Origin of the sequence: Pseudomonas brassicae (genome assembly GCF_010671725.1) — a bacterium.
Taxonomy (GTDB): Bacteria; Pseudomonadota; Gammaproteobacteria; order Pseudomonadales; family Pseudomonadaceae; genus Aquipseudomonas; species Aquipseudomonas brassicae.
In genome coordinates this window covers 1-21,614 of record NZ_JAAHBU010000133.1, presented here as the reverse complement: position 1 = coordinate 21,614, position 21,614 = coordinate 1, and the positions used below count along the sequence as shown (strand labels likewise).

12 protein-coding genes and 7 pseudogenes are annotated in these 21,614 nt (G+C 62.4%); 9 read left to right on the top strand and 10 right to left on the bottom strand.

The features are described 5' to 3' along the window. Positions 1 to 317 precede the first annotated feature (317 nt). The 5 genes and pseudogenes from G3436_RS10965 to G3436_RS10945 all read left to right on the top strand — a co-directional run bounded on the left by G3436_RS10965 (position 318) and on the right by G3436_RS10945 (position 6,784). A pseudogene (locus G3436_RS10965) lies at positions 318 to 2,685 on the top strand (TOTE conflict system archaeo-eukaryotic primase domain-containing protein). Positions 2,686 to 3,067: 382 nt separating this feature from the next. Further along, entirely contained in the window at positions 3,068 to 4,081 is a 1,014-nt protein-coding gene (locus tag G3436_RS10960; protein ID WP_163944679.1) for a TauD/TfdA family dioxygenase, read from the top strand. Then, on the top strand, positions 4,075 to 4,992 hold the full coding sequence (locus G3436_RS10955) for an AEC family transporter (protein ID WP_163944676.1): 918 nt from the start codon (positions 4,075 to 4,077) through the stop codon (positions 4,990 to 4,992). The genes G3436_RS10960 and G3436_RS10955 overlap by 7 nt, the downstream gene beginning before the upstream one ends. A gap of 72 nt (positions 4,993 to 5,064) precedes the next feature. Then, positions 5,065 to 5,949 (top strand): MBL fold metallo-hydrolase, encoded by an 885-nt coding sequence (locus G3436_RS10950; RefSeq protein ID WP_163944673.1) that lies wholly within the window; start codon positions 5,065 to 5,067, stop codon positions 5,947 to 5,949. An 18-nt stretch (positions 5,950 to 5,967) separates the two neighbouring features. After that, positions 5,968 to 6,784 (top strand): annotated as a pseudogene (locus tag G3436_RS10945) (sulfite exporter TauE/SafE family protein). Positions 6,785 to 6,790: 6 nt separating this feature from the next. Here G3436_RS10945 and G3436_RS10940 read toward each other — a convergent pair. Further along, the gene (locus G3436_RS10940) at positions 6,791 to 7,678 is read right to left on the bottom strand and encodes a LysR family transcriptional regulator (protein ID WP_163944670.1); all 888 of its coding nucleotides are present in this window, start codon (positions 7,676 to 7,678) and stop codon (positions 6,791 to 6,793) included. 136 nt (positions 7,679 to 7,814) lie between these two features. Here G3436_RS10940 and G3436_RS10935 point away from each other — a divergent pair. Further along, positions 7,815 to 9,463, top strand: a pseudogene (locus tag G3436_RS10935) (GMC family oxidoreductase). A gap of 96 nt (positions 9,464 to 9,559) precedes the next feature. Then, positions 9,560 to 11,181: pseudogene (locus G3436_RS10930) on the top strand (MFS transporter). Between the two features lie 271 nt (positions 11,182 to 11,452). Here the strand turns inward: G3436_RS10930 and G3436_RS10925 are convergent. From G3436_RS10925 to glyQ, 4 genes and pseudogenes are all read right to left on the bottom strand, one after another. Then, entirely contained in the window at positions 11,453 to 12,223 is a 771-nt protein-coding gene (locus tag G3436_RS10925) for a lysophospholipid acyltransferase family protein (protein WP_163944669.1), read from the bottom strand. Positions 12,224 to 12,244: 21 nt separating this feature from the next. Continuing rightward, positions 12,245 to 12,787, bottom strand: a complete 543-nt coding sequence (gene gmhB, locus G3436_RS10920; RefSeq protein ID WP_163944666.1) for a D-glycero-beta-D-manno-heptose 1,7-bisphosphate 7-phosphatase — start codon at positions 12,785 to 12,787, stop codon at positions 12,245 to 12,247. 3 nt (positions 12,788 to 12,790) lie between these two features. Then, positions 12,791 to 14,845, bottom strand: a complete 2,055-nt coding sequence (glyS, locus tag G3436_RS10915; protein ID WP_163944663.1) for a glycine--tRNA ligase subunit beta — start codon at positions 14,843 to 14,845, stop codon at positions 12,791 to 12,793. Next, positions 14,842 to 15,794, bottom strand: a pseudogene (gene glyQ / locus G3436_RS10910) (glycine--tRNA ligase subunit alpha). Before glyQ ends, glyS begins: the two are co-directional and overlap by 4 nt. 81 nt (positions 15,795 to 15,875) lie before the next feature. Between glyQ and G3436_RS10905 the strand changes: the two are divergent. After that, positions 15,876 to 16,427 (top strand): DNA-3-methyladenine glycosylase I, encoded by a 552-nt coding sequence (locus G3436_RS10905; RefSeq protein ID WP_163944661.1) that lies wholly within the window; start codon positions 15,876 to 15,878, stop codon positions 16,425 to 16,427. Positions 16,428 to 16,466: 39 nt separating this feature from the next. After that, the gene (locus G3436_RS10900; RefSeq protein ID WP_163944658.1) at positions 16,467 to 17,354 is read left to right on the top strand and encodes a lysophospholipid acyltransferase; all 888 of its coding nucleotides are present in this window, start codon (positions 16,467 to 16,469) and stop codon (positions 17,352 to 17,354) included. A gap of 104 nt (positions 17,355 to 17,458) precedes the next feature. Here G3436_RS10900 and G3436_RS10895 read toward each other — a convergent pair whose 3' ends face one another. The 5 genes and pseudogenes from G3436_RS10895 to G3436_RS10875 form a co-directional block, all read right to left on the bottom strand. After that, on the bottom strand, positions 17,459 to 17,767 hold the full coding sequence (locus tag G3436_RS10895; RefSeq protein ID WP_163944655.1) for a tetratricopeptide repeat protein: 309 nt from the start codon (positions 17,765 to 17,767) through the stop codon (positions 17,459 to 17,461). A 12-nt stretch (positions 17,768 to 17,779) separates the two neighbouring features. After that, a pseudogene (trkA, locus tag G3436_RS10890) lies at positions 17,780 to 19,152 on the bottom strand (Trk system potassium transporter TrkA). Between the two features lie 19 nt (positions 19,153 to 19,171). Then, positions 19,172 to 20,485 (bottom strand): annotated as a pseudogene (gene rsmB / locus G3436_RS10885) (16S rRNA (cytosine(967)-C(5))-methyltransferase RsmB). Then, positions 20,482 to 21,414: a methionyl-tRNA formyltransferase gene (fmt, locus tag G3436_RS10880; RefSeq protein ID WP_163944652.1), complete on the bottom strand. Its 933-nt coding sequence runs from the start codon at positions 21,412 to 21,414 to the stop codon at positions 20,482 to 20,484. Before fmt ends, rsmB begins: the two are co-directional and overlap by 4 nt. A gap of 57 nt (positions 21,415 to 21,471) precedes the next feature. Next, positions 21,472 to 21,614: peptide deformylase (locus G3436_RS10875; RefSeq protein WP_178116411.1), on the bottom strand; the 143-nt coding region annotated here is incomplete at its 5' end.

Below are 21,614 nucleotides of genomic sequence, written 5' to 3'. Positions count from 1 at the left end.
AGGGCATGCATTTCTTGGTTTTTGGACGGTTGAACCGGGGGCGGACAAATAACAAGTTGTGGATCAAGCCGAAGGGTACTGAATACACGGCTATTTATGATGAGTCTTAACGTCAGTCGTGTCTCATAACTTGTGTGTCACTACCTGCTTCAGCGAATATGGATTCTGCCGTAATTTTAAAGCCAATCACCATGCAGCCTGAGGTTCTTAATGACCGAACCTCAGTCGTTCGATAGTCTCGATATTTTTCTGATGGGCTGAGGATTGTAGCGTTAGGCTATAGTCTTCCCCTGAGATGTAGAGGCTGAAAGCGGGTGATGGACCCAAATCTGGTGGCAAAGCTACAGGCTGAAAATGCACGGCTGATTGCCTTGTTGGATGCTCATGGCATCGAATGGCGGCTGCCTAATGAGCTGGTCAAGCTACCAGCGGCTCCACTTGAGCGCTCGCAACAACTCGATACTGATGGAAAGCTTGCCCTATTCCGAAGCTTGTTTCGTGGTAGGACGGACGTCTACCCCATCCGCTGGGAAAGCAAGGCGGGCAAATCAGGATACGCACCCGCCTGCGCAAACGAATGGAGGCCTGGCGTTTGTGAGAAGCCCCGAATTAAATGTGGCGACTGCGGTAACCGCCAACTGCTTCCGCTGACCGATGAGGTGGTCTATCGCCATCTGGCGGGCGAAGTGGTCGTTGGTACCTACCCCCTACTCTCTGATGACACGTGTTATTTTTTGGCGGTCGACTTCGATGAGGCCGAATGGCGTGATGACTCCAAAGCTTTTGTGCAGTCATGCCATGAGCTGAACGTCCCGGTGGCGCTGGAAATATCGCGCTCAGGCCAAGGGGCTCATGGTTGGATTTTCTTTGAGCGTAATGTTCCTGCCTGCGGTGCGCGCCGTCTGGGTGCAGCAATCATCAGTCATGCCTGTGAGCGCACCCGCTAGTTGGCGCTCAGCTCCTATGATCGACTGTTTCCAAACCAAGACTATATGCCCAAAGGTGGCTTTGGAAATCTCATCGCGCTCCCGTTACAAAAGCGGGCCAGGGCCCAAAACAATAGCGTTTTTGTAGACGACTCGCTTGAGCCTCATCCTGATCAATGGGCCTTCCTGGCATCGATTCAGCGCATGAGCCCAGAAGATATCCAGCCCGTTATTATCCAGGCGATGGGTAATCGGGACCCTCTAGGGGTCGCCTACGTCGATGACGAAGGTGATGCAGAACCTTGGAAAGATCGTGAATCGAGATCACGTAATTGACATGCCCGTTGCCTGATGCTCTGAACATCACGCTGGCTAACTTAATTTACTTTGAAAAGTCGGAATTACCACAGCCATTGGCAAACCAGCTTGTCCGGCTCGCTGCCTTTCAAAATCCTGAGTTCTACAAAGCTCAGGCCATGCGCATGTCAGTGTGGAACAAACCGAGGATTATCGGTTGTGCCCAGAACTTCCCCAAACATATTGCGTTACCACGTGGCTGTTTGGATGCTGCGCTGGAGCTTTTAGAGGAAAGCGGGTTACCCCTATTCTTAAAGACGAACGCTTCGGGGGCGCCCCCATCGACGTGAGGTTTCTCGGGACCCTGCGTTCTGACCAAGAGGCTGCTGTCAGCGCAATGCTAAGTCATGACACCGGTATCCTCTGCGCGCCGACAGCTTTCGGTAAAACGGTGAGTGCTGCTGCGTTGATTGCCGCACGTGGCATTAACACGTTGGTGCTTGTGCATCGGACGGAACTGTTAGGGCAGTGGCAAGAGCGCTTGCAGGCGTTCTTGGGAGTCGGGAATGGTGTCGTTGGTACTCTTGGGGGCGGAAAAGCGAAGCTTACAGGCATCATCGACATTGCCGTAATGCAGTCGCTATCGCGAAAAGGCGAGATCAGCGATCAGGTAAAAAATTACGGCCAGGTCATCGTTGATGAGTGTCATCACCTATCAGCAGTGTCATTCGAGGGGCTACTGAGGAGCGCGACCGCGCGGTACGTACTGGGACTCACAGCAACCCCAGTGCGCCGAGATGGGCAGCAGCCCATTATTTTCATGCAGTGCGGACCGATCCGACATTCTGCTGCTCGACCAGCGAGTGCGCCCCATGACCTATCTGTCGTGCCTCGATTGCTGCCCAAACCAATAGTGGTCCCCGAGGGCTTTGGGATTCAGGACGTTTTTCGGCGTCTAGCCGACGACTCTGAGCGGACAGCCAAAATCGTGTCGGAGATTGAGCTGGCGTACAACGAGGGCCGAAAAATTCTAGTGCTAACGGAGCGGACGGAACATGTGGATGCCCTTGAATTAGAATTGAAGCAGCGCGTGCATAACCTTTTCACGCTTCATGGGCGAGTGCCTAAGAAACAGCGGATTTCCCGTATGCATGAGCTTGAGTCCCTTCCCCCTGATGCCCCACGAGTGCTGCTGGCAACAGGAAAACTAGTAGGTGAAGGCTTCGATCATCCGCCGTTGGACACGCTGGTGCTGGCAATGCCCATCTCATGGAAGGGCATCCTTCAGCAATATGCGGGGCGGTTGCATCGATCACATGCCGATAAGGCCGACGTGCGAGTGATCGACTTTGTTGACGTGGGCAATGTTGCGTTGATGAGGATGTGGGATAAGCGGCAGGCGGGGTACAAAGCGATGGGTTACCGAATGGCTGACTCCCTCGCTACGATGGACTTGCTCTAGCAGAACGGTCCCTTTTTGGATGCCGCCAGCAGGCTCCTTCGTTAGGTGAGGATGCTGATTGTGGAAACGACATTTAATAAGGTCAGTAATCCGCAGTACGACACTAATTGTGGCTCAGATGTGACAGTTTTTGTGCCCGTGTTTCACGTGGAACCCTGATTCCACCTAGGGTAGCCATGACACTTAATGTGCCCATCGACACGCAGCGCTGCTGCCTGAGTCAGGTGCAAGAAAAAAACCCGATAGCCTTGCTATCGGGTTTTTTTTGCGCAGAGCCCGGCACAGGTCAACTGAACTACTTCCCTCTCCATGGTCGCCCTGCTTACCGATACAGTGCGGCGTCTTCGAGACATGGATCTTCGTCATGAAAGGGAATTTAAAAATGGATAACACCTGTTGTTTCAAACTGACCGACTCGGAACGCGAGCGCCTGGCAGGCAAGCTGGGCAGCATTACCTATGATCCCCAAGGGGGGCTGAGCTACATCACCGACCTGCGCATCATGGCTGTCTCTGTGCTGCCGCGACGCATCATCGATGCGCTGGCCATGCAGCGTGCGTCACTGAACCCGCGTCCCTACCTGATCTTCGAAAACCTGCCGACCGACGAGCAGGTATTCACTACTCCGGATCCGAATGTGTTCTCGCCCGCCTGCAAGAGCGGCAGTGTCAGCGAGAATCTGGTGATGGCTTTTGCGTCCCTGATTGGCGAGCCCTACTCGATCCTTTTCGAAGGTGCCGACATCGTCAACAACCTGATCCCCAGCCTGACGGCCAAGCGTGAATACACCGGTCTGGGGTCCGAGGTGGAACTGGATTTTCATATCGAGAATGCGGCGCTCAAGTACATGGAGGACTTCAACTTTTCTCCGCTTGGCCTGTTGCTGACGGGGGTTCGTCACGACCCACAGGGGCCGTTGACGCGCTTGGCCGATGCTCGCGCAGCGCTCAAATTGCTGGCGGCGCACGATATCGAATGCCTGCGCCAGCCCCTCTTCAGCATCAAGGTGCCGTATCGCTGGCGGCGTAGCGATGCCTTGGCAACCGAGGCGGTCGCGATGGTGCGGGGCAGTTTGTGCCTGCCGGAAATCAGTGCAGTGTTCTACCCGGACATGGTCCAGGCGCAGACAGAGGCCGCTGCCCGCGCAATGGAAAACTTCTATATGGCCATCCGGCAAGTCTCGCTGGGTATCGAAATCAATCCAGGCCGGCTGGTGTACATCGACAACCGCTTCACCCTGCACTCGCGCGACAAGTTCAAGGCTTCGCTGGATGAGTTCAGCAACCCTGCGCGCTGGATACAGCGCGTCTTCGTAGCCAACAGCCTGTGGAACCACCGCCATCTGGACCCGGTGAAATCACGCGTGTTCAAGCCTCAGGAGGTGGGCGCATGCTGAATACCTTTCTCAGCGTACTGCCGATCTTTTGCCTGATCGTCGCAGGGTACGTTGCCAAAAGAAGGTTTTTGCGCGAAGACGGTTTCTGGAAGCATGTCGACAAGCTGGTCTATTACCTGTTCTTCCCGGCGCTGCTGGTGCTGGACATCAGCAAGGCGAACTTCACCAGTGCCGATACGTCTTCAGCCATTGCGGCCACGCTGGGCGCGACCCTGATCGTTGCAGGCGTGATTTTCATCGGGCAAGGCGTGTTCAGGGTCAAAGCCGACCTGTTCACGTCCATCTTTCAAGGTGGCGTGCGCTACAACTCCTATGTGTTCATCGCCCTGGCGCACTCGTTGTACGGGGCCGAGGGCGTTGCGGTTTCCGGCGTGTTCATTGCGTACATGATCGTGATGACCAATGTGATGAGCGTGCTGGTGATGAATCATTACGGCACTGCAGGCAAGAAGTCGTTGCGCGGGATGCTGGTAGCCTTGCTGCAGAACCCGTTGATCATCGGTGCACTGATCGGGCTGCTGCTGAACATGGGTGAACTGAAGATCGCAGGTGCCGTCGAGCAGTTCATGAGCTACCTGGGCAATGCGGCGACCCCGCTCAGCCTCATGTCGGTCGGTGCCGGGCTGATGTTGAACCTGCAGGGTAGCCGGGCATTGGCCACACTGTATGTTGTCGGCCTCAAGCTGCTGGTGCTGCCGATGGTGACCCTGGCACTGCTGTTCAGCTTGGGCGCCTCGGGTGTGCCGGCCAACGTGGCCTTGTTGTATGCGTGTGTTCCGTGCGCCGGCAACGCCTACATTCTGGCGCGGCAGATGGGCGGGGATGCGCCCGCCATGGCCTCCATGATCACTTGGACAACCTTGGCGTCGACCTTGACCATCACGCTGATCCTGGGGGCCGTGACGCTGTGAGCGTATGACGCGCCGGTTCGATCGGCGTTACGCTGGGCCTCGGGTTGCAACGGACTCATCTGGAGAGTGTCAATGATCATCAACGCCAACCTGTACGTAGAGGCACACTTCGACCGTGAAACGTCGACGCTCAGCTATCTGGTGATGGACCGCCAGAGTGCCCAATGTGCCTTGATCGACAGTGTGCTTGGGTATGACCCCAAGTCTGGACGTACCAATACCACGTCTGCCGACAGGCTGATTGCGCGGGTTGGCGAGCTTGGGGGCGCTGTGCAGTGGATTCTGGAAACCCATGTGCACGCCGATCACCTGTCGGCTGCCGATTACCTCAAGCGCAACCTGGGTGGTCAGGTCGGGATCGGTGCCCGCATCACCCAGGTGCAAAAGGTCTTCGGTGCACTGTTCAATGCCGAGCCGGGGTTCGCGCGTGATGGCAGTCAGTTCGATGTACTGCTTGAGGACGGCGATGCGTTTGCCATTGGTACGCTGCAGGCGCGTGCGTTGCACACGCCGGGCCACACGCCCGCCTGCATGACGTATGTAATCGAGGCGGGCGATGCGTGTGTCGCCTTTGTCGGCGACACCTTGTTCATGCCCGATTACGGCACAGCCCGCTGCGATTTCCCTGGCGCTGACGCACGTACGCTGTACCGCTCGATTCAACGCATACTGTCGCTGCCCGGCGATACCCGTCTGTACCTGTGCCACGACTACCTGCCCGGTGGGCGCGAACTGTGCTACATGAGCACGGTCGCCGAGCAGCGAGCGGGCAATATCCACGTCCATGACGGCATCAGCGAAGACGCTTTTGCAGCCATGCGTGAAGCCCGTGATGCCACCCTCGACATGCCTCAGTTGATCCTGCCTTCGGTACAGGTGAACATGCGCAGCGGCCAGTTGCCCGAGCCTGAAGCCAATGGTGTGCGCTACCTGAAGATCCCCCTCAACACGCTGTGAGCAGGATGAGACGCGATAGTGATTGAACATGAACTGCTTGGCGCCCTGCTCGGCACCCTCATCGGTGGCATCCTGGCGCTGACCGGTGCCGGGGGCGGCATACTTGCCGTCCCTCTGCTGGTGTTCGGGTTGGGCCTGTCGATGACCGAGGCTGCGCCGATCGGCTTGCTGGCGGTCGGCCTGGCGGCCAGCGTCGGCGCCGTGCTGGGGTTGCGCCAGGGCCTGGTACGCTACCGCGCGGCGCTGTTCGTGGCGCTGATCGGCATGTGCGCGACACCGTTCGGCCTGCTGCTGGCCCATCGCCTGCCCAATGCGCCGCTGGCGCTGGGGTTCAGCGCGGTGCTGGTGTACGCCTGTGTGCGCATGCTGCGCAAGGCGCGCCGCGAGCTGCGCGGCGAAGCGCCATGTGCCGGACGCCAGGTGCAACCTTGTGTGCTCAACCCGGTGCAGGGCCGACTGCGCTGGACGCTTCCGTGTGCGCGGGCGCTGGCCTTTACCGGGGTACTCAGCGGCCTGTTGTCGGGCCTGCTGGGGGTGGGCGGCGGCTTGTGATCGTGCCGGCGCTGGGGCGCTATACAACCTGGATGCGCGCAGCATCGTCGCCACCTCGCTGGCGGTGATCGCACTGGTGTCGTTGGGCAGCGTGCTCAGCGCGAGTGTCAGCGGCGTGATGCACTGGGCAGTGGGGGTGCCGTTTGCGGCCGGTGCGGTGGGAGGGTTGGTGGTGGTGCGGGCGTGCGCCGGGCGCCTGGCCGGCCCGCGCCTGCAACAGGGTTTTGCCATCGTCGGTATCGCGGCGGCGCTGCTGCTGGCGTTCAGCACGCTGGTGCGGTGAGCCGGCCTACTCGGCGAGCAAGGCGTCTTGTTCCTCGGCGCACAGTGCCAGCAGATAGTCCCAGACCACCCGCAAACGCACCGACTTGTGCAGCTCGCGGCGTGTGCTGATCCAGTAACTGCGCTGGATCGTCTCGCTGGGCACCACCCTGACCAGTTGCGGATCGTGCCGCGCCATGTAGTTGGGTAATACCGCGATGCCCAGGCCGGCGCGTGCCGCGTGCTGCTGGGCAATCACGCTGGTGCTGCGGAAGACCACGTTGGGCGAACGACAGAAGCTGTTGAGAAACAGCAGTTCCTGACTGAACAGCAGGTCATCGACGTAGCCGATCCAGCTGTGCCGCGCCAGGTCCTCGCGGCTTTGCAGCGGTGCGGCACGGGCCAGGTACGCAGGGCTGGCGTACAGCGCCAGGCGATAGTCGGTCAGCTTGCGGGTTATCAACAGGTCGGCATGCGGGCGCTCCAGGTGGATGCTGATCTCCGCCTCGCGGTTGATGATGCTGACAAACCGGGGCACCGCCACCAGTTCCACCTCCAGCCCCGGATAGCGTTCGAACAGGCCGCCCATGCGCGGGGTGAAGAACATGATGCCGATGCCTTCGGTCACCCCCAGGCGGATCTTGCCCAGCGGGGTGATGGCCTGGGTGATTTCCTCCTGGGCGAGCAAGGCGACGTTTTCCATGGCCTCGGCATGCTTGAGCAACGCCTGGCCGGAGGGCGTCAGCTCATAGCCTTGAGCATGCTGCACGAACAGCGCGGTGCCCAGGCTGCTCTCGATGCTTTCGATATGCCGGGCCACGGTGCTGTGGGTGGTGTTGAGGCGTTTGGCGGCGGTCAGCAGGCGGCCGCTACGCTGCAACTCGAGAAAAAACCGCAGATCATTCCAGTCGAACATGCTTTTCCTTGTGAATCAGAGGTTCACCCGCGTTGTTCTAAAACGCACAGCAGTTGCGTGAAATCTAACGTTTTCAACTCGAAAATAATCAATAACACTGGCCGCGACAAGAATAAAAATCAGGCGCGAGGTCTTCATGGCACCAGCCGATCATTCCTACGACTACGTGGTAGTCGGTGCCGGCCCTGCCGGCTGTCTACTGGCCAATCGGCTATCTGCCGACCCGGCCTGTCGCGTGCTGCTGCTCGAAGCCGGCGGGCGCGACAACTATCCCTGGATCCACATTCCGGTGGGCTACCTCTACTGCATTGGCAACCCGCGCACCGATTGGTGCTTCAAGACCCAAGCGCAACCGGGGCTCAACGGGCGCAGCCTGGGTTACCCGCGGGGCAAGGTGCTGGGCGGCTGCTCTTCGATCAACGGCATGATCTACATGCGCGGCCAGGCAGGCGACTACGACGATTGGGCAGGCGAAGGCAACCCGGGCTGGGCGTGGGACGATGTGCTGCCACTGTTCAAGGCCAGTGAAAACCACTTCGGCGGCGCCAGCGAACTGCATGGCGGCAGCGGCGAGTGGCGGGTCGAACGCCAGCGCTATTCGTGGGCGATACTCGATGCATTTCGCGAGGCGGCTGCGCAGAGCGGTATTGCCAGCATCGACGATTTCAACGGTGGGGATAACCAGGGCTGTGGATACTTTCAGGTCAACCAGCGCAGCGGTGTGCGCTGGAACGCAGCCAAGGCTTTTTTGCGGCCTGTGGATAAACGCCCCAACCTGACCGTGCTCACCGGGGTCGAGGTCGACAAGGTGCTGCTCGACAATGGCCGCGCAGCGCCGTTCACGCGCGCTGGCAAGGTAGCGGGCAACGCTTCGAGGCACGCCGCGAAATCATCCTGTGTGCAGGTGCCGTGGGTTCGCCGGGGATCCTGCAACGCTCGGGCATCGGCCCACGGCCGCTGCTCGAGCGCCTCGGCATCCCGGTGCTGCACGAACTGCCTGGAGTGGGTGGCAATCTGCAGGACCATTTGCAACTGCGCCTGATCTACCAGGTGAGCAATGTGCGCACCCTGAACCAGGTCGCCCACAGCCCGTGGGGCAAACTGGGCATGGGCCTGCGCTATCTCTATGACCGCAGTGGCCCGCTGGCCATGGCACCGAGCCAGTTGGGCGCGTTTGTACGCTCGCACCCCGAACAGCCCAGCCCCAACCTGCAGTACCACGTGCAGCCACTGTCGCTGGACCGTTTCGGCGAGCCGCTGCACCGCTTTTCGGCGTTCACCGCCTCGGTGTGCAACCTGCGCCCGTTGAGCCGCGGGCGTGTGGATATCCGCTCGGCCAGCCCGGCGGACGCACCGCTGATCGACCCCAACTACCTGAGCGATCCCGAAGACCTGCGTGTGGCCGCACAAGCCATCCGCATCACCCGCAAGATCGTGCAGGCCCCTGCCCTCGCCGCTTTCGCCCCGGTCGAGTACCTGCCCGGCGCGGCGCTGCACAGCGAAGCGCAGTTGCGTGAAGCCGCCGGCCAGATCGGCACCACCATCTTCCACCCGGTGGGCACCTGTCGCATGGGCAGCGGGCCAATGGACGTGGTCGATGCGCAGCTACGTGTACACGGCGTGCCGGGGCTGCGCATCGCGGATGCCTCGATCATGCCGCAGATCACCTCCGGCAATACCTGTTCACCCACCTTGATGATCGGCGAAAAGGCCGCGCAACTGATTCTTCAGGCCGCACCCGCGGCCAGCAACAGCAGTGGCAAGAGCGCGTTAGCGACGCCCTGAGGGCGGCGTGGCAAGTGATGTCGGCAGCAGTCAGCCGGCGTCGACAGTGGACAACAACAATAATCACTGTGCCCCGATGGGGCCGAGGACAGCACGATGTCGGACACCATTCAGGAGCAGGGCGCTGCTGCGGTGGCGAACAGCCGCCGCGAAGAACGCAAGATCATTTTCGCGTCATCCCTCGGGACGGTTTTCGAGTGGTATGACTTTTTTCTCTATGGGGCGCTGGCGGTTGTCATCAGCAAGCAGTTCTTCGCCGGGGTCAACGACACCACGGCGTTCATCTTTGCATTGATGGCGTTTTCTGCAGGGTTCCTGGTTCGCCCCTTCGGCGCGCTGGTGTTCGGGCGGCTGGGCGACATGATCGGCCGCAAGTACACCTTCCTGGTCACCATCGTGCTGATGGGCCTGTCGACGTTCGCGGTGGGCCTGCTGCCCAACTATGCCAGCATCGGCATTGCCGCACCGATCATCCTGGTGGTGCTGCGCATGCTCCAGGGCCTGGCGCTGGGCGGCGAGTATGGCGGCGCGCCACCTACGTGGCCGAGCATGCGCCCCCCGGCAAGCGCGGCTTCCATACCGGCTTCATCCAGTCCACCGCCACCCTCGGCCTGCTGCTGTCGCTGCTGGTGGTACTGGGCAGCCGCTACATCAGTGGCGACCAGTTCGAAGTGTGGGGCTGGCGTCTGCCGTTCCTGCTGTCGATCGTGCTGCTGGGCATTTCCACCTGGATCCGCATGAGCATGCACGAGTCGCCGGCCTTCGTGAAAATGAAAGCCCAGGGCAAGACCAGCAAGGCGCCGATCCGCGAGTCGTTCGGCTCATGGGCCAACCTCAAGATCGTGCTCACCGCGCTGTTCAGCATCAATGCCGGGCAGGCGGTGACCTTCTACACCGCGCAGTTCTACGTGCTGTTCTTCATGACCCAGATGCTCAAGATGGACCCGGCCCAGGCCAACACCCTGCTGATCATCAGCGTGGTGATCGGTGCGCCGTTCTTCGTGTTCTTCGGCTGGTTGTCTGATCGAATCGGGCGCAAGCCGATCCTGATGCTGGGCCTGCTGTTGGCCACGGTGCTGTACTTCCCGCTGTTCAAGGCGCTGAGCCACTACGCCAACCCGCAGATCGACGCCGCCAGCCGCCAGGCCCCCATCGTGGTGATGGCCGACCCGCAGGGCTGCACCTTCCAGTTCGACCCGGTGGGCAAGGCGCGTTTCGACAGCACCTGCGACAAGGTCAAGACGTTCCTGGTCAAGCAGGGCCTGCCGTACAGCTCGCAATCGGTGCCGGCCGGTACCGAGGTGGTGGTGAGCATTGGCGAGCAGCGTATCGACGGCTTCGACGAAGCGGCCATGCGTGCGGCCATCGAGAAGGCGGGCTACCCGGCCAAGGCCGACCCGGCCAGCGTGAACCAGCCGATGGTGGTGCTGTTGATCGTGGCGATGATCCTGATTGCGACCATGACCTATGGGCCGCTGGCGGCGGTGATGGTCGAACTGTTCCCGACCCGCATCCGCTACACCTCGATGTCACTGCCCTACCACATCGGCAATGGCTGGTTCGGTGGCTTCCTGCCGACGGTGTCGTTCGCGCTGGTGGTGTACACCGGGGATATCTTCTACGGGCTGTGGTACCCGGTGCTGATTACCGGGGTGAGCCTGGTGGTGGGGATCTTCTGTCTGAAAGAGACCAACAAAGTGGACCTGGACAAGGTGTGAGGCTGGCGGCCCTTTCGCTGGCAAGCCAGCTCCCACAGGGTTACGGTAATCTCAAATGTGCGCGGTACCTGTGGGAGCTGGCTTGCCAGCGAAGGGGCCCGAAAACAATCCACAAAAAACCGGCTTAAAAGCCGGTTTTTTTATCGCGCGAAAAAACTTATGCACGATTTTCATGAAACAGTCATACAGAGAAATAAGTATTTAAATCATCAACTTAGCGATGTTTTCCGAAAGAAATCCAAATACTGTACACATCTTATCCACAGACCGGTCAGGTCACCGGCTGAGGGTCATTGGAGGCTTGTGCCGGCAGTGAACCGAGCTCGCGCTGGGTCTGCTCGTTCCAGGCCGCAGCACGGTCATTGAGCGCCGCGATGGCACGCGGGCCGGTGCCCTCGGCGTACATCGGTTCGCCAATCACCACCTCAATGGTGCCCGCACGTTTGCCCCAGCCTTCCTTGGGCCAGTACTTGCCGGCGTTATGCGCAATCGGCAACACCGGCAGGTTGGCGTTCACCGCCAGGGCGGTACCGCCGCGCGAGAACTTGCCGATCTTGCCGAATGGCACGCGGGTGCCTTCGGGGAAGATCAGTACCCACACACCGTCCTTGAGCAGCTTGTCGCCTTCGGCGGCCACCTGCTTCAAGGCCGCCTTGGGGTTGTCGCGGTCGATGGCGATAGGCCGCAGCATGGCCATGGCCCAGCCGAAGAACGGCACGAACAGCAACTCGCGCTTGAGCACCTGGCTCAAGGGCTGAAAATAGGCGGAGAGGAAAAACGTCTCCCAGGTGCTCTGGTGATTGGACAGGATCACGCAGGGTTGCGCCGGGATGTTTTCAGCCCCGGTGACCTTCACCCGGATGTTCAGGAACACCCGTACCAGCACCAGGGCGAAGCGGCACCAGTACACGTTGATGAAGCGATAGCGTGCGCGGAACGGCAAGAACGGCGCGATAAAAAAGCTCAGGGTGCACCACAGCAACGAGCTGGTACCCAGCAGCAGGTAAAAAAGAAAAATTCTGATCGCCTGCAGGATCGACATAGCGGCATGTACCGTTGCGGGCTAACCCGCCTGTTGGTGGATAAGTGCACTGGCGATCGACGCCAGGTCATCGAAAATCAGCGTTGCCTCGGGCACGCCTTTGCTCAGGGTCTGTTCGCCCTTGCCGGTTTTTACCAAAACCGGTTGTGCATCGACGGTGCGCGCGGCCTCCAGGTCACCCTTGCTGTCACCCACGAACCACACGCCGGCCAGATCGACCGCGTAATGGCTGGCAATGGTGTGCAGCATGCCCGGCTTGGGCTTGCGGCAGGCGCAGCCTTCATCCGGGCCGTGCGGGCAATAGACGATCATGCCAACCTCGCCGCCCTGCGCCGCCACCAGCTCGCGCAGGCGCGCGTGCATGGCGTCGAGGGTAGCCAGGCTGTAGTAGCCACGGGCGATGCCCGACTGGTTGGTGGCCACCGCCACCGTCCAGCCGGCCTTGCTCAACTGCGCGATGGCCTCGATCGAACCCGGGATGGGAATCCACTCGTCCAGCGACTTGATGTAGGCGTCGGAGTCCTGGTTGATCACCCCGTCCCGATCGAGAATCAGCAGCTTCACGGCTTACCCCAGCAGCGAGATGTCGGCCACACCCAGGAACAGGCCGCGCAGGCGGCTGAGCAGGGCATAACGGTTGGCTCGCACGTTGGCGTCTTCGGCGTTGACCATCACCGCCTCGAAGAACGCGTCCACCGGCTCGCGCAGCGCGGCCAGGCGCGCCAGCGATTCGCTGTACTGACGGGCAGCTGCCATCGGTTGCACAGCCTGGTCGGCCTGCTGGATGGCCGAGTACAGCGAGAACTCGTTGGCGTTGTCGAAGTACTTGGGCTCCACCGAGCTGGCGACAGCGCCTTCGGCCTTGCTCAGCAGGTTCGACACGCGCTTGTTCACCGCGGCCAGCGCAGCGGCTTCCGGCAGCTTGCGGAAGGCCTGCACGGCCTGCACACGCTGGTCGAAGTCCAGTGCCGAACCCGGCTTGAGGGCACGTACCGACAGGTAGGTGGCCACATCGATGCCTTCGTCTTCGTAACGTGCACGCAGGCGGTCGAAGACGAACTCCAGCACCTGCTCGCTCAGGCCGGCAGCCTTGATCTTGGCGCCGAACTGGGTCACGGCGAAGTTCACCGCGTCGTTCAGGTCCAGGTCCAGCTGCTTCTCGATCAGGATACGCAGTACGCCCAGGGCCGCACGGCGCAGGGCATACGGGTCTTTGCTGCCGGTCGGCAGCATGCCGATACCGAAGATGCCGACCAGGGTGTCGAGCTTGTCGGCGATGGCCACGGCCGCACCGGTCAGGGTCGACGGCAGTTCGGCACCGGCACCGCGCGGCATGTACTGCTCGTTCAGCGCCAGGGCGACGTCTTCGGCTTCGCCGTCATTGAGGGCGTAGTAGTAGCCGGCAACGCCCTGCATCTCAGGGAACTCACCGACCATCTCGGTGGCCAGGTCGCACTTGGACAGCAGGCCGGCACGTGCGGCGCGCTGGGCATCGCCGCCAATGCGCTGGGCAATGAAGGCGGCCAGCTTGGCGACGCGCTCGGCCTTGTCGAACACGCTGCCCAACTGGGCCTGGAACACCACGTTCTGCAGGCGCTGGTTGAAGCTTTCGAGCGACTGCTTCTTGTCCTGCTTGAAGAAGAACTCGGCGTCGGTCAGGCGTGGGCGCACGACCTTCTCGTTGCCTTCGATGATCTGCTTGGGGTCCAGGCTCTCGATGTTGGCCACGGTGATGAAGCGCGGCAGCAGCTTGCCGTCCACGTCCAGCAGGCAGAAGTACTTCTGGTTGTCCTGCATGGTGGTGATCAGGGCTTCCTGCGGCACGTCGAGGAAACGCTCCTCGAACGAGCACACCAGCGGCACTGGCCATTCGACCAGCGCGGTCACTTCGTCGAGCAGTGCCGGCGGCACGATCGCGGTGCCTTCCTGCAGGGTGGCCAGCTCGGCGGTACGCTTGCTGATCAGCGCGCGGCGCTCGTTGGCATCGGCCAGCACATAGGCGGCACGCAGGTCGGACAGGTAGTTGGCCGGCGAGGTGATGCGCACCGCGTGCGGGTGATGGAAGCGATGGCCACGCGAATCGCGGCCGGCCTTCTGGGCGAGAATGGTGCAGTCGATGACCTGGTCACCGAGCAGCATCACCAGCCACTGGGTCGGGCGCACGAACTCTTCCTTGCGGGCACCCCAGCGCATGCGCTTGGGGATCGGCAGGTCGTTGAGCGAGTCTTCGACGATGGTCGGCAGCAGGCTGGCGGTCGGCTTGCCGGCGATGCGCTGGCTGTAGCGCAGCTTGGGCCCGCTCTGGTCGATTTCGCTGAGGTCCACGCCGCATTTCTTGGCGAAGCCCAGGGCGGCCTGGGTCGGGTTGCCGTCGGCGTCGAAGGCGGCCTGGCGTGGCGGGCCGTCGAGGTTGACGCTGCGGTCCGGCTGCTGGGTGGCCAGCGCGGTGATCAGCACGGCCAGGCGGCGCGGTGCGGCGTACACGGTCTTGCTTTCGAAGCTCAGGCCGGCCGCTTGCAGGCCCTTGTCGATGCCGGCCAGGAACGCTTCGGCCAGGGTATTGAGGGCCTTGGGTGGCAGCTCTTCGGTGCCCAGTTCAACCAGGAAATCTTGAGCACTCATTGTGCAGCCTCCAGCTTGGCCAGTACTTCGTCACGCAGGTCCGGGGTTGCCATCGGGAAGCCCAGCTTGGCACGCGCCAGCAGGTAGGCTTGCGCCACGGCACGCGCCAGGGTGCGCACGCGCAGGATGTATTGCTGACGCGCGGTCACCGAGATGGCCCGGCGTGCGTCCAGCAGGTTGAAGGTGTGCGAGGCCTTCAGCACCATTTCGTAGCTTGGCAGCGGCAGTGGCTGATCGAGTTCGATCAGGCGCTTGGCTTCGCTTTCATAGAAGTCGAACAGTTCGAACAGCTTGTCGACGTTGGCGTGTTCGAAGTTGTAGGTCGACTGCTCGACCTCGTTCTGGTGGAACACGTCGCCGTAGGTGACCTTGCCGAACGGGCCGTCGGCCCACACCAGGTCGTAGACCGAGTCCACGCCCTGCAGGTACATGGCCAGGCGTTCCAGGCCATAGGTGATCTCGCCGGTGACCGGGTAGCACTCGATGCCGCCGGCTTGCTGGAAGTAGGTGAACTGGGTCACTTCCATGCCGTTGAGCCAGACTTCCCAGCCCAGGCCCCAGGCGCCCAGGGTCGGCGATTCCCAGTTGTCTTCGACGAAGCGGATGTCGTGCACCAGCGGGTCCAGGCCCACGTGCTTGAGCGAGCCCAGGTACAGTTCCTGAAAGTTGTCCGGGTTCGGCTTCAGGACCACCTGGAACTGGTAGTAGTGCTGCAGGCGGTTCGGGTTTTCGCCGTAGCGGCCGTCAGTCGGGCGACGACTGGGCTGCACATAAGCGGCGTTCCAGGTTTCCGGGCCGATGGCGCGCAGGAACGTGGCGGTATGGAATGTGCCGGCGCTACTTCCATATCGTAGGGTTGAAGTACCACACAACCTTGCTCGGCCCAGTACTGCTGCAGGGCGAGGATCAGGTCTTGGAAGGTACGCACGGCTGGCGTAGGCTGGCTCACGAAATTCACCTTTTCCAGGGCTGCGAATATAAAGAGCGGGAGTATAACCCGATTCGCCCCCGCCTCTACCCATGGAGCCTTATGCCACGCTGCTTTTGGTGTACCGATGATCCGTTGTACCAGGCGTACCACGACACCGAGTGGGGCACGCCGCAGCGCGAGCCGGGTGCGTTGTTCGAAATGCTGCTGCTCGAAGGTTTCCAGGCTGGGTTGTCGTGGATCACGGTACTGAAGAAGCGCGAGCGCTACCGTGAGGTGTTGTTCGGCTTCGATCCAGAGCGGCTGGCGCAGATGACCGATGCCGAGATCGAAGAACGCATGCTCGACCCCGGCATCATCCGCAACCGCCTCAAGCTCAATGCTGCGCGGCGCAACGCCAACGCCTGGCTGGCGCTGGACAACCCGGCGCAGTGGCTGTGGTCGTTCGTCGGCGGGGCACCGAAAATCAATCATTTCAGCCAGCGCAGCGAGGTGCCAGCGGTGACCGACGAGGCCACCGCCATGAGCAAGGCGTTGAAGAAGGCCGGCTTCACCTTTGTCGGCCCGACCATCTGCTACGCGTTCATGCAGGCCACCGGCATGGTCATGGATCACACCACCGAGTGCGATCGTTACGCCGCCCTGCGGCGCTGACGGTTACAATGCGCGGCTTGCAGAAGGAGGAACCTGCCTGTGGATAAGTTCAAGGGCGCCTTGATGGTCGGGGCGTTGCGATTGTTTGCCAAGCTGCCCTGGGGGGCGGTGCAGCGGGTTGGCGCGGCCATCGGCTGGATCATGTGGAAGCTGCCCAACAGCTCGCGCAAGGTGGTGCGCATCAACCTGGCCAAGTGTTTCCCCGAGATGGACGCGGCCGAACGTGAGCGTCTGGTGGGCCGCACGCTGATGGACATCGGCAAGTCGTTTACCGAAAGCGCCTGCGCGTGGATCTGGCCGGCGCAGCGTTCGATCGACCTGGTGCGTGAGGTCGAGGGCCTGGAGGTGCTGCACGAGGCATTGGCGTCGGGCAAGGGCGTGGTGGGTATCACCAGCCACCTGGGCAACTGGGAGGTGCTCAACCACTTCTATTGCAGCCAGTGCAAGCCGATCATCTTCTACCGTCCGCCCAAGCTCAAGGCGGTGGATGACCTGCTGCGCGAACAGCGTGTGCAGTTGGGCAACCGTGTGGCGGCGTCGACCAAGGAGGGCATCCTCAGCATCATCAAGGAGGTGCGCAAGGGTGGCCAGGTCGGTATCCCGGCCGACCCGGAGCCGGCCGAATCGGCGGGTGTGTTCGTGCCGTTCTTTGCCACGAAGGCGCTGACCAGCAAGTTTGTGCCGAACATGCTGGCCGGCGGCAAGGCGGTGGGGGTGTTCCTGCATGCCCTGCGCCTGCCGGACGGGTCGGGCTTCAAGGTGATCCTGGAGGCGGCGCCGGATGCGATGTACAGCACCGATGTCGAGACCTCGGCGGCCGCCATGAGCAAGGTGGTGGAGCGTTATGTACGGGCGTATCCGAGCCAGTACATGTGGAGCATGAAGCGCTTCAAGAAGCGCCCACCGGGCGAGACGCGCTGGTATTGAGGGCCCTTTCGCTGGCAAGCCAGCTCCCACAGGTTATTCGCTGCTCTTGAGAGCGGTGCTATCCCTGTGGGAGCTGGCTTGCCAGCGAAGGCAGCAACGCGGTCTCAGGCCTTGTCGAGTTTCCTGAGAAACACCGTCATCTCTTTTTCCGCCTGCTTGTCCCCATGCGCCTGCGCTGCCGCCAGCCCTTCGCTCCACGCCTGCCGTGCACCGGCCACATCACCCTGCAACTGATAGGCCTTGCCCAGCAGCTTCCACGCCGCCGAGTACTTGGGGTCGAACTCAACGCAGCGACGCAGATGCAGCGCCGCCTCGGCGCCATTGCCCTCGTCCAGCCAGGCCTTGCCCAGCCCGAAGCGCAACAGTGCGTTATCCACACCCTTGGCCAGCATTTTCTCCAGCGATTCGCGCATTCCTTTCTCTCCCTAGAAGAAGCTCAACCCCACGTGGAACAGCTTCTCCACATCGCGGATGTACTTTTTATCCACAACGAACAGGATGACATGGTCGCCGGCCTCGATCACCGTGTCGTCGTGGGCGATCAGTACTTCCTCGTCGCGGATGATCGCGCCGATGGTGGTGCCCGACGGCAACGCGATGTCTTCGATGGCCTTGCCGATCACCTTGCTCGACTTCGAATCGCCGTGGGCGATCGCCTCGATGGCTTCGGCCGCACCGCGGCGCAGCGAGTGCACGCTGACAATGTCGCCACGTCGCACGTGGGCCAGCAAGGTGCCGATGGTGGCCTGCTGCGGGCTGATGGCGATGTCGATCTCGCCGCCCTGCACCAGGTCGACATAGGCCGGGTTGTTGATGATGGTCATCACCTTCTTCGCGCCCAGGCGCTTGGCCAGCAGCGAGGACATGATGTTGGCCTCGTCGTCGTTGGTCAGGGCCAGGAAGATATCCGCGTCGGCGATGTTCTCTTCCAGCATCAGGTCGCGGTCCGACGCGCTGCCCTGCAGCACCACGGTGCTGTCAAGGGTGTCGGACAGGTAGCGGCAGCGCGCCGCGTTCATCTCGATGATCTTTACCTGATAGCGGCTTTCGATGGCCTCGGCCAGGCGTTCGCCGATCTGCCGCCGCCGGCGATCACCACGCGTTTGTTGGTTTCGTCGATACGGCGCAGCTCGCCCATCACCGCACGGATATCGTTCTTGGCGGCGATGAAAAATACCTCGTCGTCAGCTTCGATCACCGTGTCGCCCTGCGGCTTGATCGGCCGGTCGCGGCGGAAGATCGCCGCCACGCGGGTGTCGACATTGGGCATGTGCTCGCGGATCTGGCGCAGTTGCTGGCCCACCAGCGGGCCGCCGTAGTAGGCCTTGACCGCCACCAGCTGGACCTTGCCCTCGGCAAAGTCGATCACCTGCAAGGCGCCGGGGTGCTCGATCAGGCGCTTGATGTAGTGGGTGACCACTTGCTCGGGGCTGATCAGCACATCGACCGGGATCGCTTCGTTGTTGAACAGGCCGCTGCGGGTCAGGTAGGCCGACTCGCGTACCCGGGCGATCTTGGTCGGGGTGTGGAACAGGGTGTAGGCCACCTGGCAGGCGACCATGTTGGTTTCGTCGCTGTTGGTCACCGCCACCAGCATGTCGGCGTCATCCGCGCCGGCCTGGCGCAGCACCGTCGGGAGCGAGGCGCGGCCTTGTACGGTCCGGATGTCGAGGCGATCACCGAGGTCGCGCAGGCGTTCGCCATCGGTGTCGACTACGGTGATGTCGTTGGCTTCGCTGGCCAGGTGCTCGGCCAGCGTACCGCCGACCTGCCCTGCGCCCAGGATGATGATCTTCATCCGCTCTCCCTTGTGCTGGTTAGTGTCCGCGAACGGCGGCGATCTTGATCAGCTTGGCATAGTAGAAGCCATCGTGACCGCCTTGCTGCGCCAGCAACTGACGGCCGTGCGGCTGACGGATGCCGGCGTCGGTGGCCAGGTCCAGCTCGCGCGCACCCGGGGGTGCGCGCCAGGAAGGCCGCGATCACCTCGGTGTTTTCCGTGGGCAGGCTCGAGCAGGTGGCGTAGAGCAGGATGCCGCCGACCTCCAGGGTTGGCCACAGCGCGTCCAGCAGCTCGCCTTGCAGGCTGGCCAGGGCGGCAATGTCGTCGGCCTGGCGCGTCAGCTTGATGTCCGGGTGCGGCGGATCACGCCAGTGGCCGAGCATGGGGCATCCAGCAGGATACGCTGGAAGCCCTTGCCGTCCCACCAACTGGCGGTGTCGCGGGCGTCGCAGGCGATCAGGTGGGCGTCCAGGCCCAGGCGATCGAGGTTTTCGCGCACGCGGGTCAGGCGCTTGGCTTCGAGATCGATAGCCACCACGGCGTCCAGCCCGGCTTGTGCTTCGAGCAGGTGGCAGGTCTTGCCGCCCGGGGCGCAGCAGGCGTCGAGCACCCGCTGGCCGGGGGCCAGGTCGAGCAGGTCGGCGGCCAGTTGCGCGGCTTCGTCCTGTACGCTGATCCAGCCCTGGTCGAACCCGGGCAGGCCGCGTACGTCGCAGGCCTCGGTCAGCAGGATGCCGTCCTGGCTGAACGGGCACGGTTGCGCCTCAAGGCCGGCCTCGCGCAGCAGCTCGAGGTAGGCGTCGCGGCGGTGATGGCGGCGGTTGACCCGCAGGATCATCGGCGGGTGTGCATTGTTGGCGGCGCAGATGGCTTCCCACTGCTCGGGCCAGAACGCCTTCAGCGACTTCTGCAGCCAGCGCGGGTGCGCGGTGCGCACCACCGGGTCGCGCTCCAGCTCGGCCAGGATCTCGCTGCTTTCGCGCTGGGCGCGGCGCAGCACGGCATTGAGCAGGGCCTTGGCCCAGGGCTTTTTCAGCTTGTCGGCGCAGCCGACGGTTTCACCGATGGCGGCGTGGGCCGGCACGCGGGTGTACAGCAGCTGGTACAGGCCCACCAGCAGCAGTGCCTCGACGTCGGCATCGGCGGCCTTGAACGGCTTTTGCAGCAGGCGTTCGGCCAGCGCCGACAGGCGTGGCTGCCAGCGTGCGGTGCCGAAGGCCAGGTCCTGGGTGAGGCCGCGATCACGCGCCTCGACCTTGTCCAGCTGGGTGGGCAGCGAGCTGTTCAGCGAGGCCTTGCCGCTGAGTACGGCGGCCAGGGCGCGGGCAGCGGCCAGACGCGGGTTCATTGGCCCAGCACCGTGCCGCTGGCGAATTTCTCGCGGCGGCTGTTGAACAGGTCGCTGAAGTTCAGCGCCTTGCCACCCGGCAGTTGCAGGCGGGTCAGGCACAGCGCCTGTTCACCGCAGGCGACCACCAGGCCGTCCTTGCTGGCGGACAGGATCTGGCCCGGCGCGCCTTGGCCCTCAGCGATACCGGCAGCCAGTACCTTGAGGGTTTCGCCGCCCAGCGTGCTGTGGCAGATCGGCCACGGGTTGAAGGCGCGGATCAGACGCTCCAGTTCGTCGGCCGGGCGCGACCAGTCCAGGCGGGCCTCGTCCTTGTTCAGCTTGTGTGCATAGGTGGCCAGGGCATCGTCCTGTACGTCGCCGTGCAGCGTGCCAGCGTCGAGGCCGGCAATGGCTTGCAGCACGGCAGGCGGGCCGAGTTCGGCCAGGCGATCGTGCAGGCTGCCGCCGGTGTCGCTGGGGCTGATCGGGGTGCTGACCTTGAGCAGCATCGGCCCGGTATCCAGGCCTGCTTCCATGCGCATCACGGTCACGCCGCTCTCGGCGTCACCGGCCTGCACCGCGCGCTGGATCGGCGCCGCACCGCGCCAGCGTGGCAACAGCGAAGCATGGCTATTGATGCAACCCAGGCGTGGGATGTCCAGCACCACTTGCGGCAGGATCAGGCCGTAGGCCACCACCACCATCAGGTCCGGCGCCAGTGCAGCCAGTTCGGCCTGCGCCTCGGGGTTGCGCAGCGTCGGCGGCTGCAGCACCGGGATGGCGTTATCCACAGCCAGTTGCTTGACCGGGCTGGGCATCAGCTTCTGGCCGCGACCGGCCGGGCGGTCCGGCTGGGTGTAGACCGCGACGATTTCATGAGGGCTGGCCAGCAGGGCCTTGAGGTGTTCGGCGGCAAACTCGGGGGTGCCCGCGAAGACGATGCGCATGCAGTTCTCGCTTAAAAAGAAAAAGGCTTGCCGGAGCAAGCCTTCTGGGATGAGGGATCAAGCGTTCTGGCGGTGCTGCTTTTCCAGCTTCTTCTTGATGCGGTCGCGCTTGAGGTTAGACAGGTAATCGACGAACAGCTTGCCGTTGAGGTGATCGCATTCGTGCTGAATGCACACGGCCAGCAGGCCTTCGGCGATCA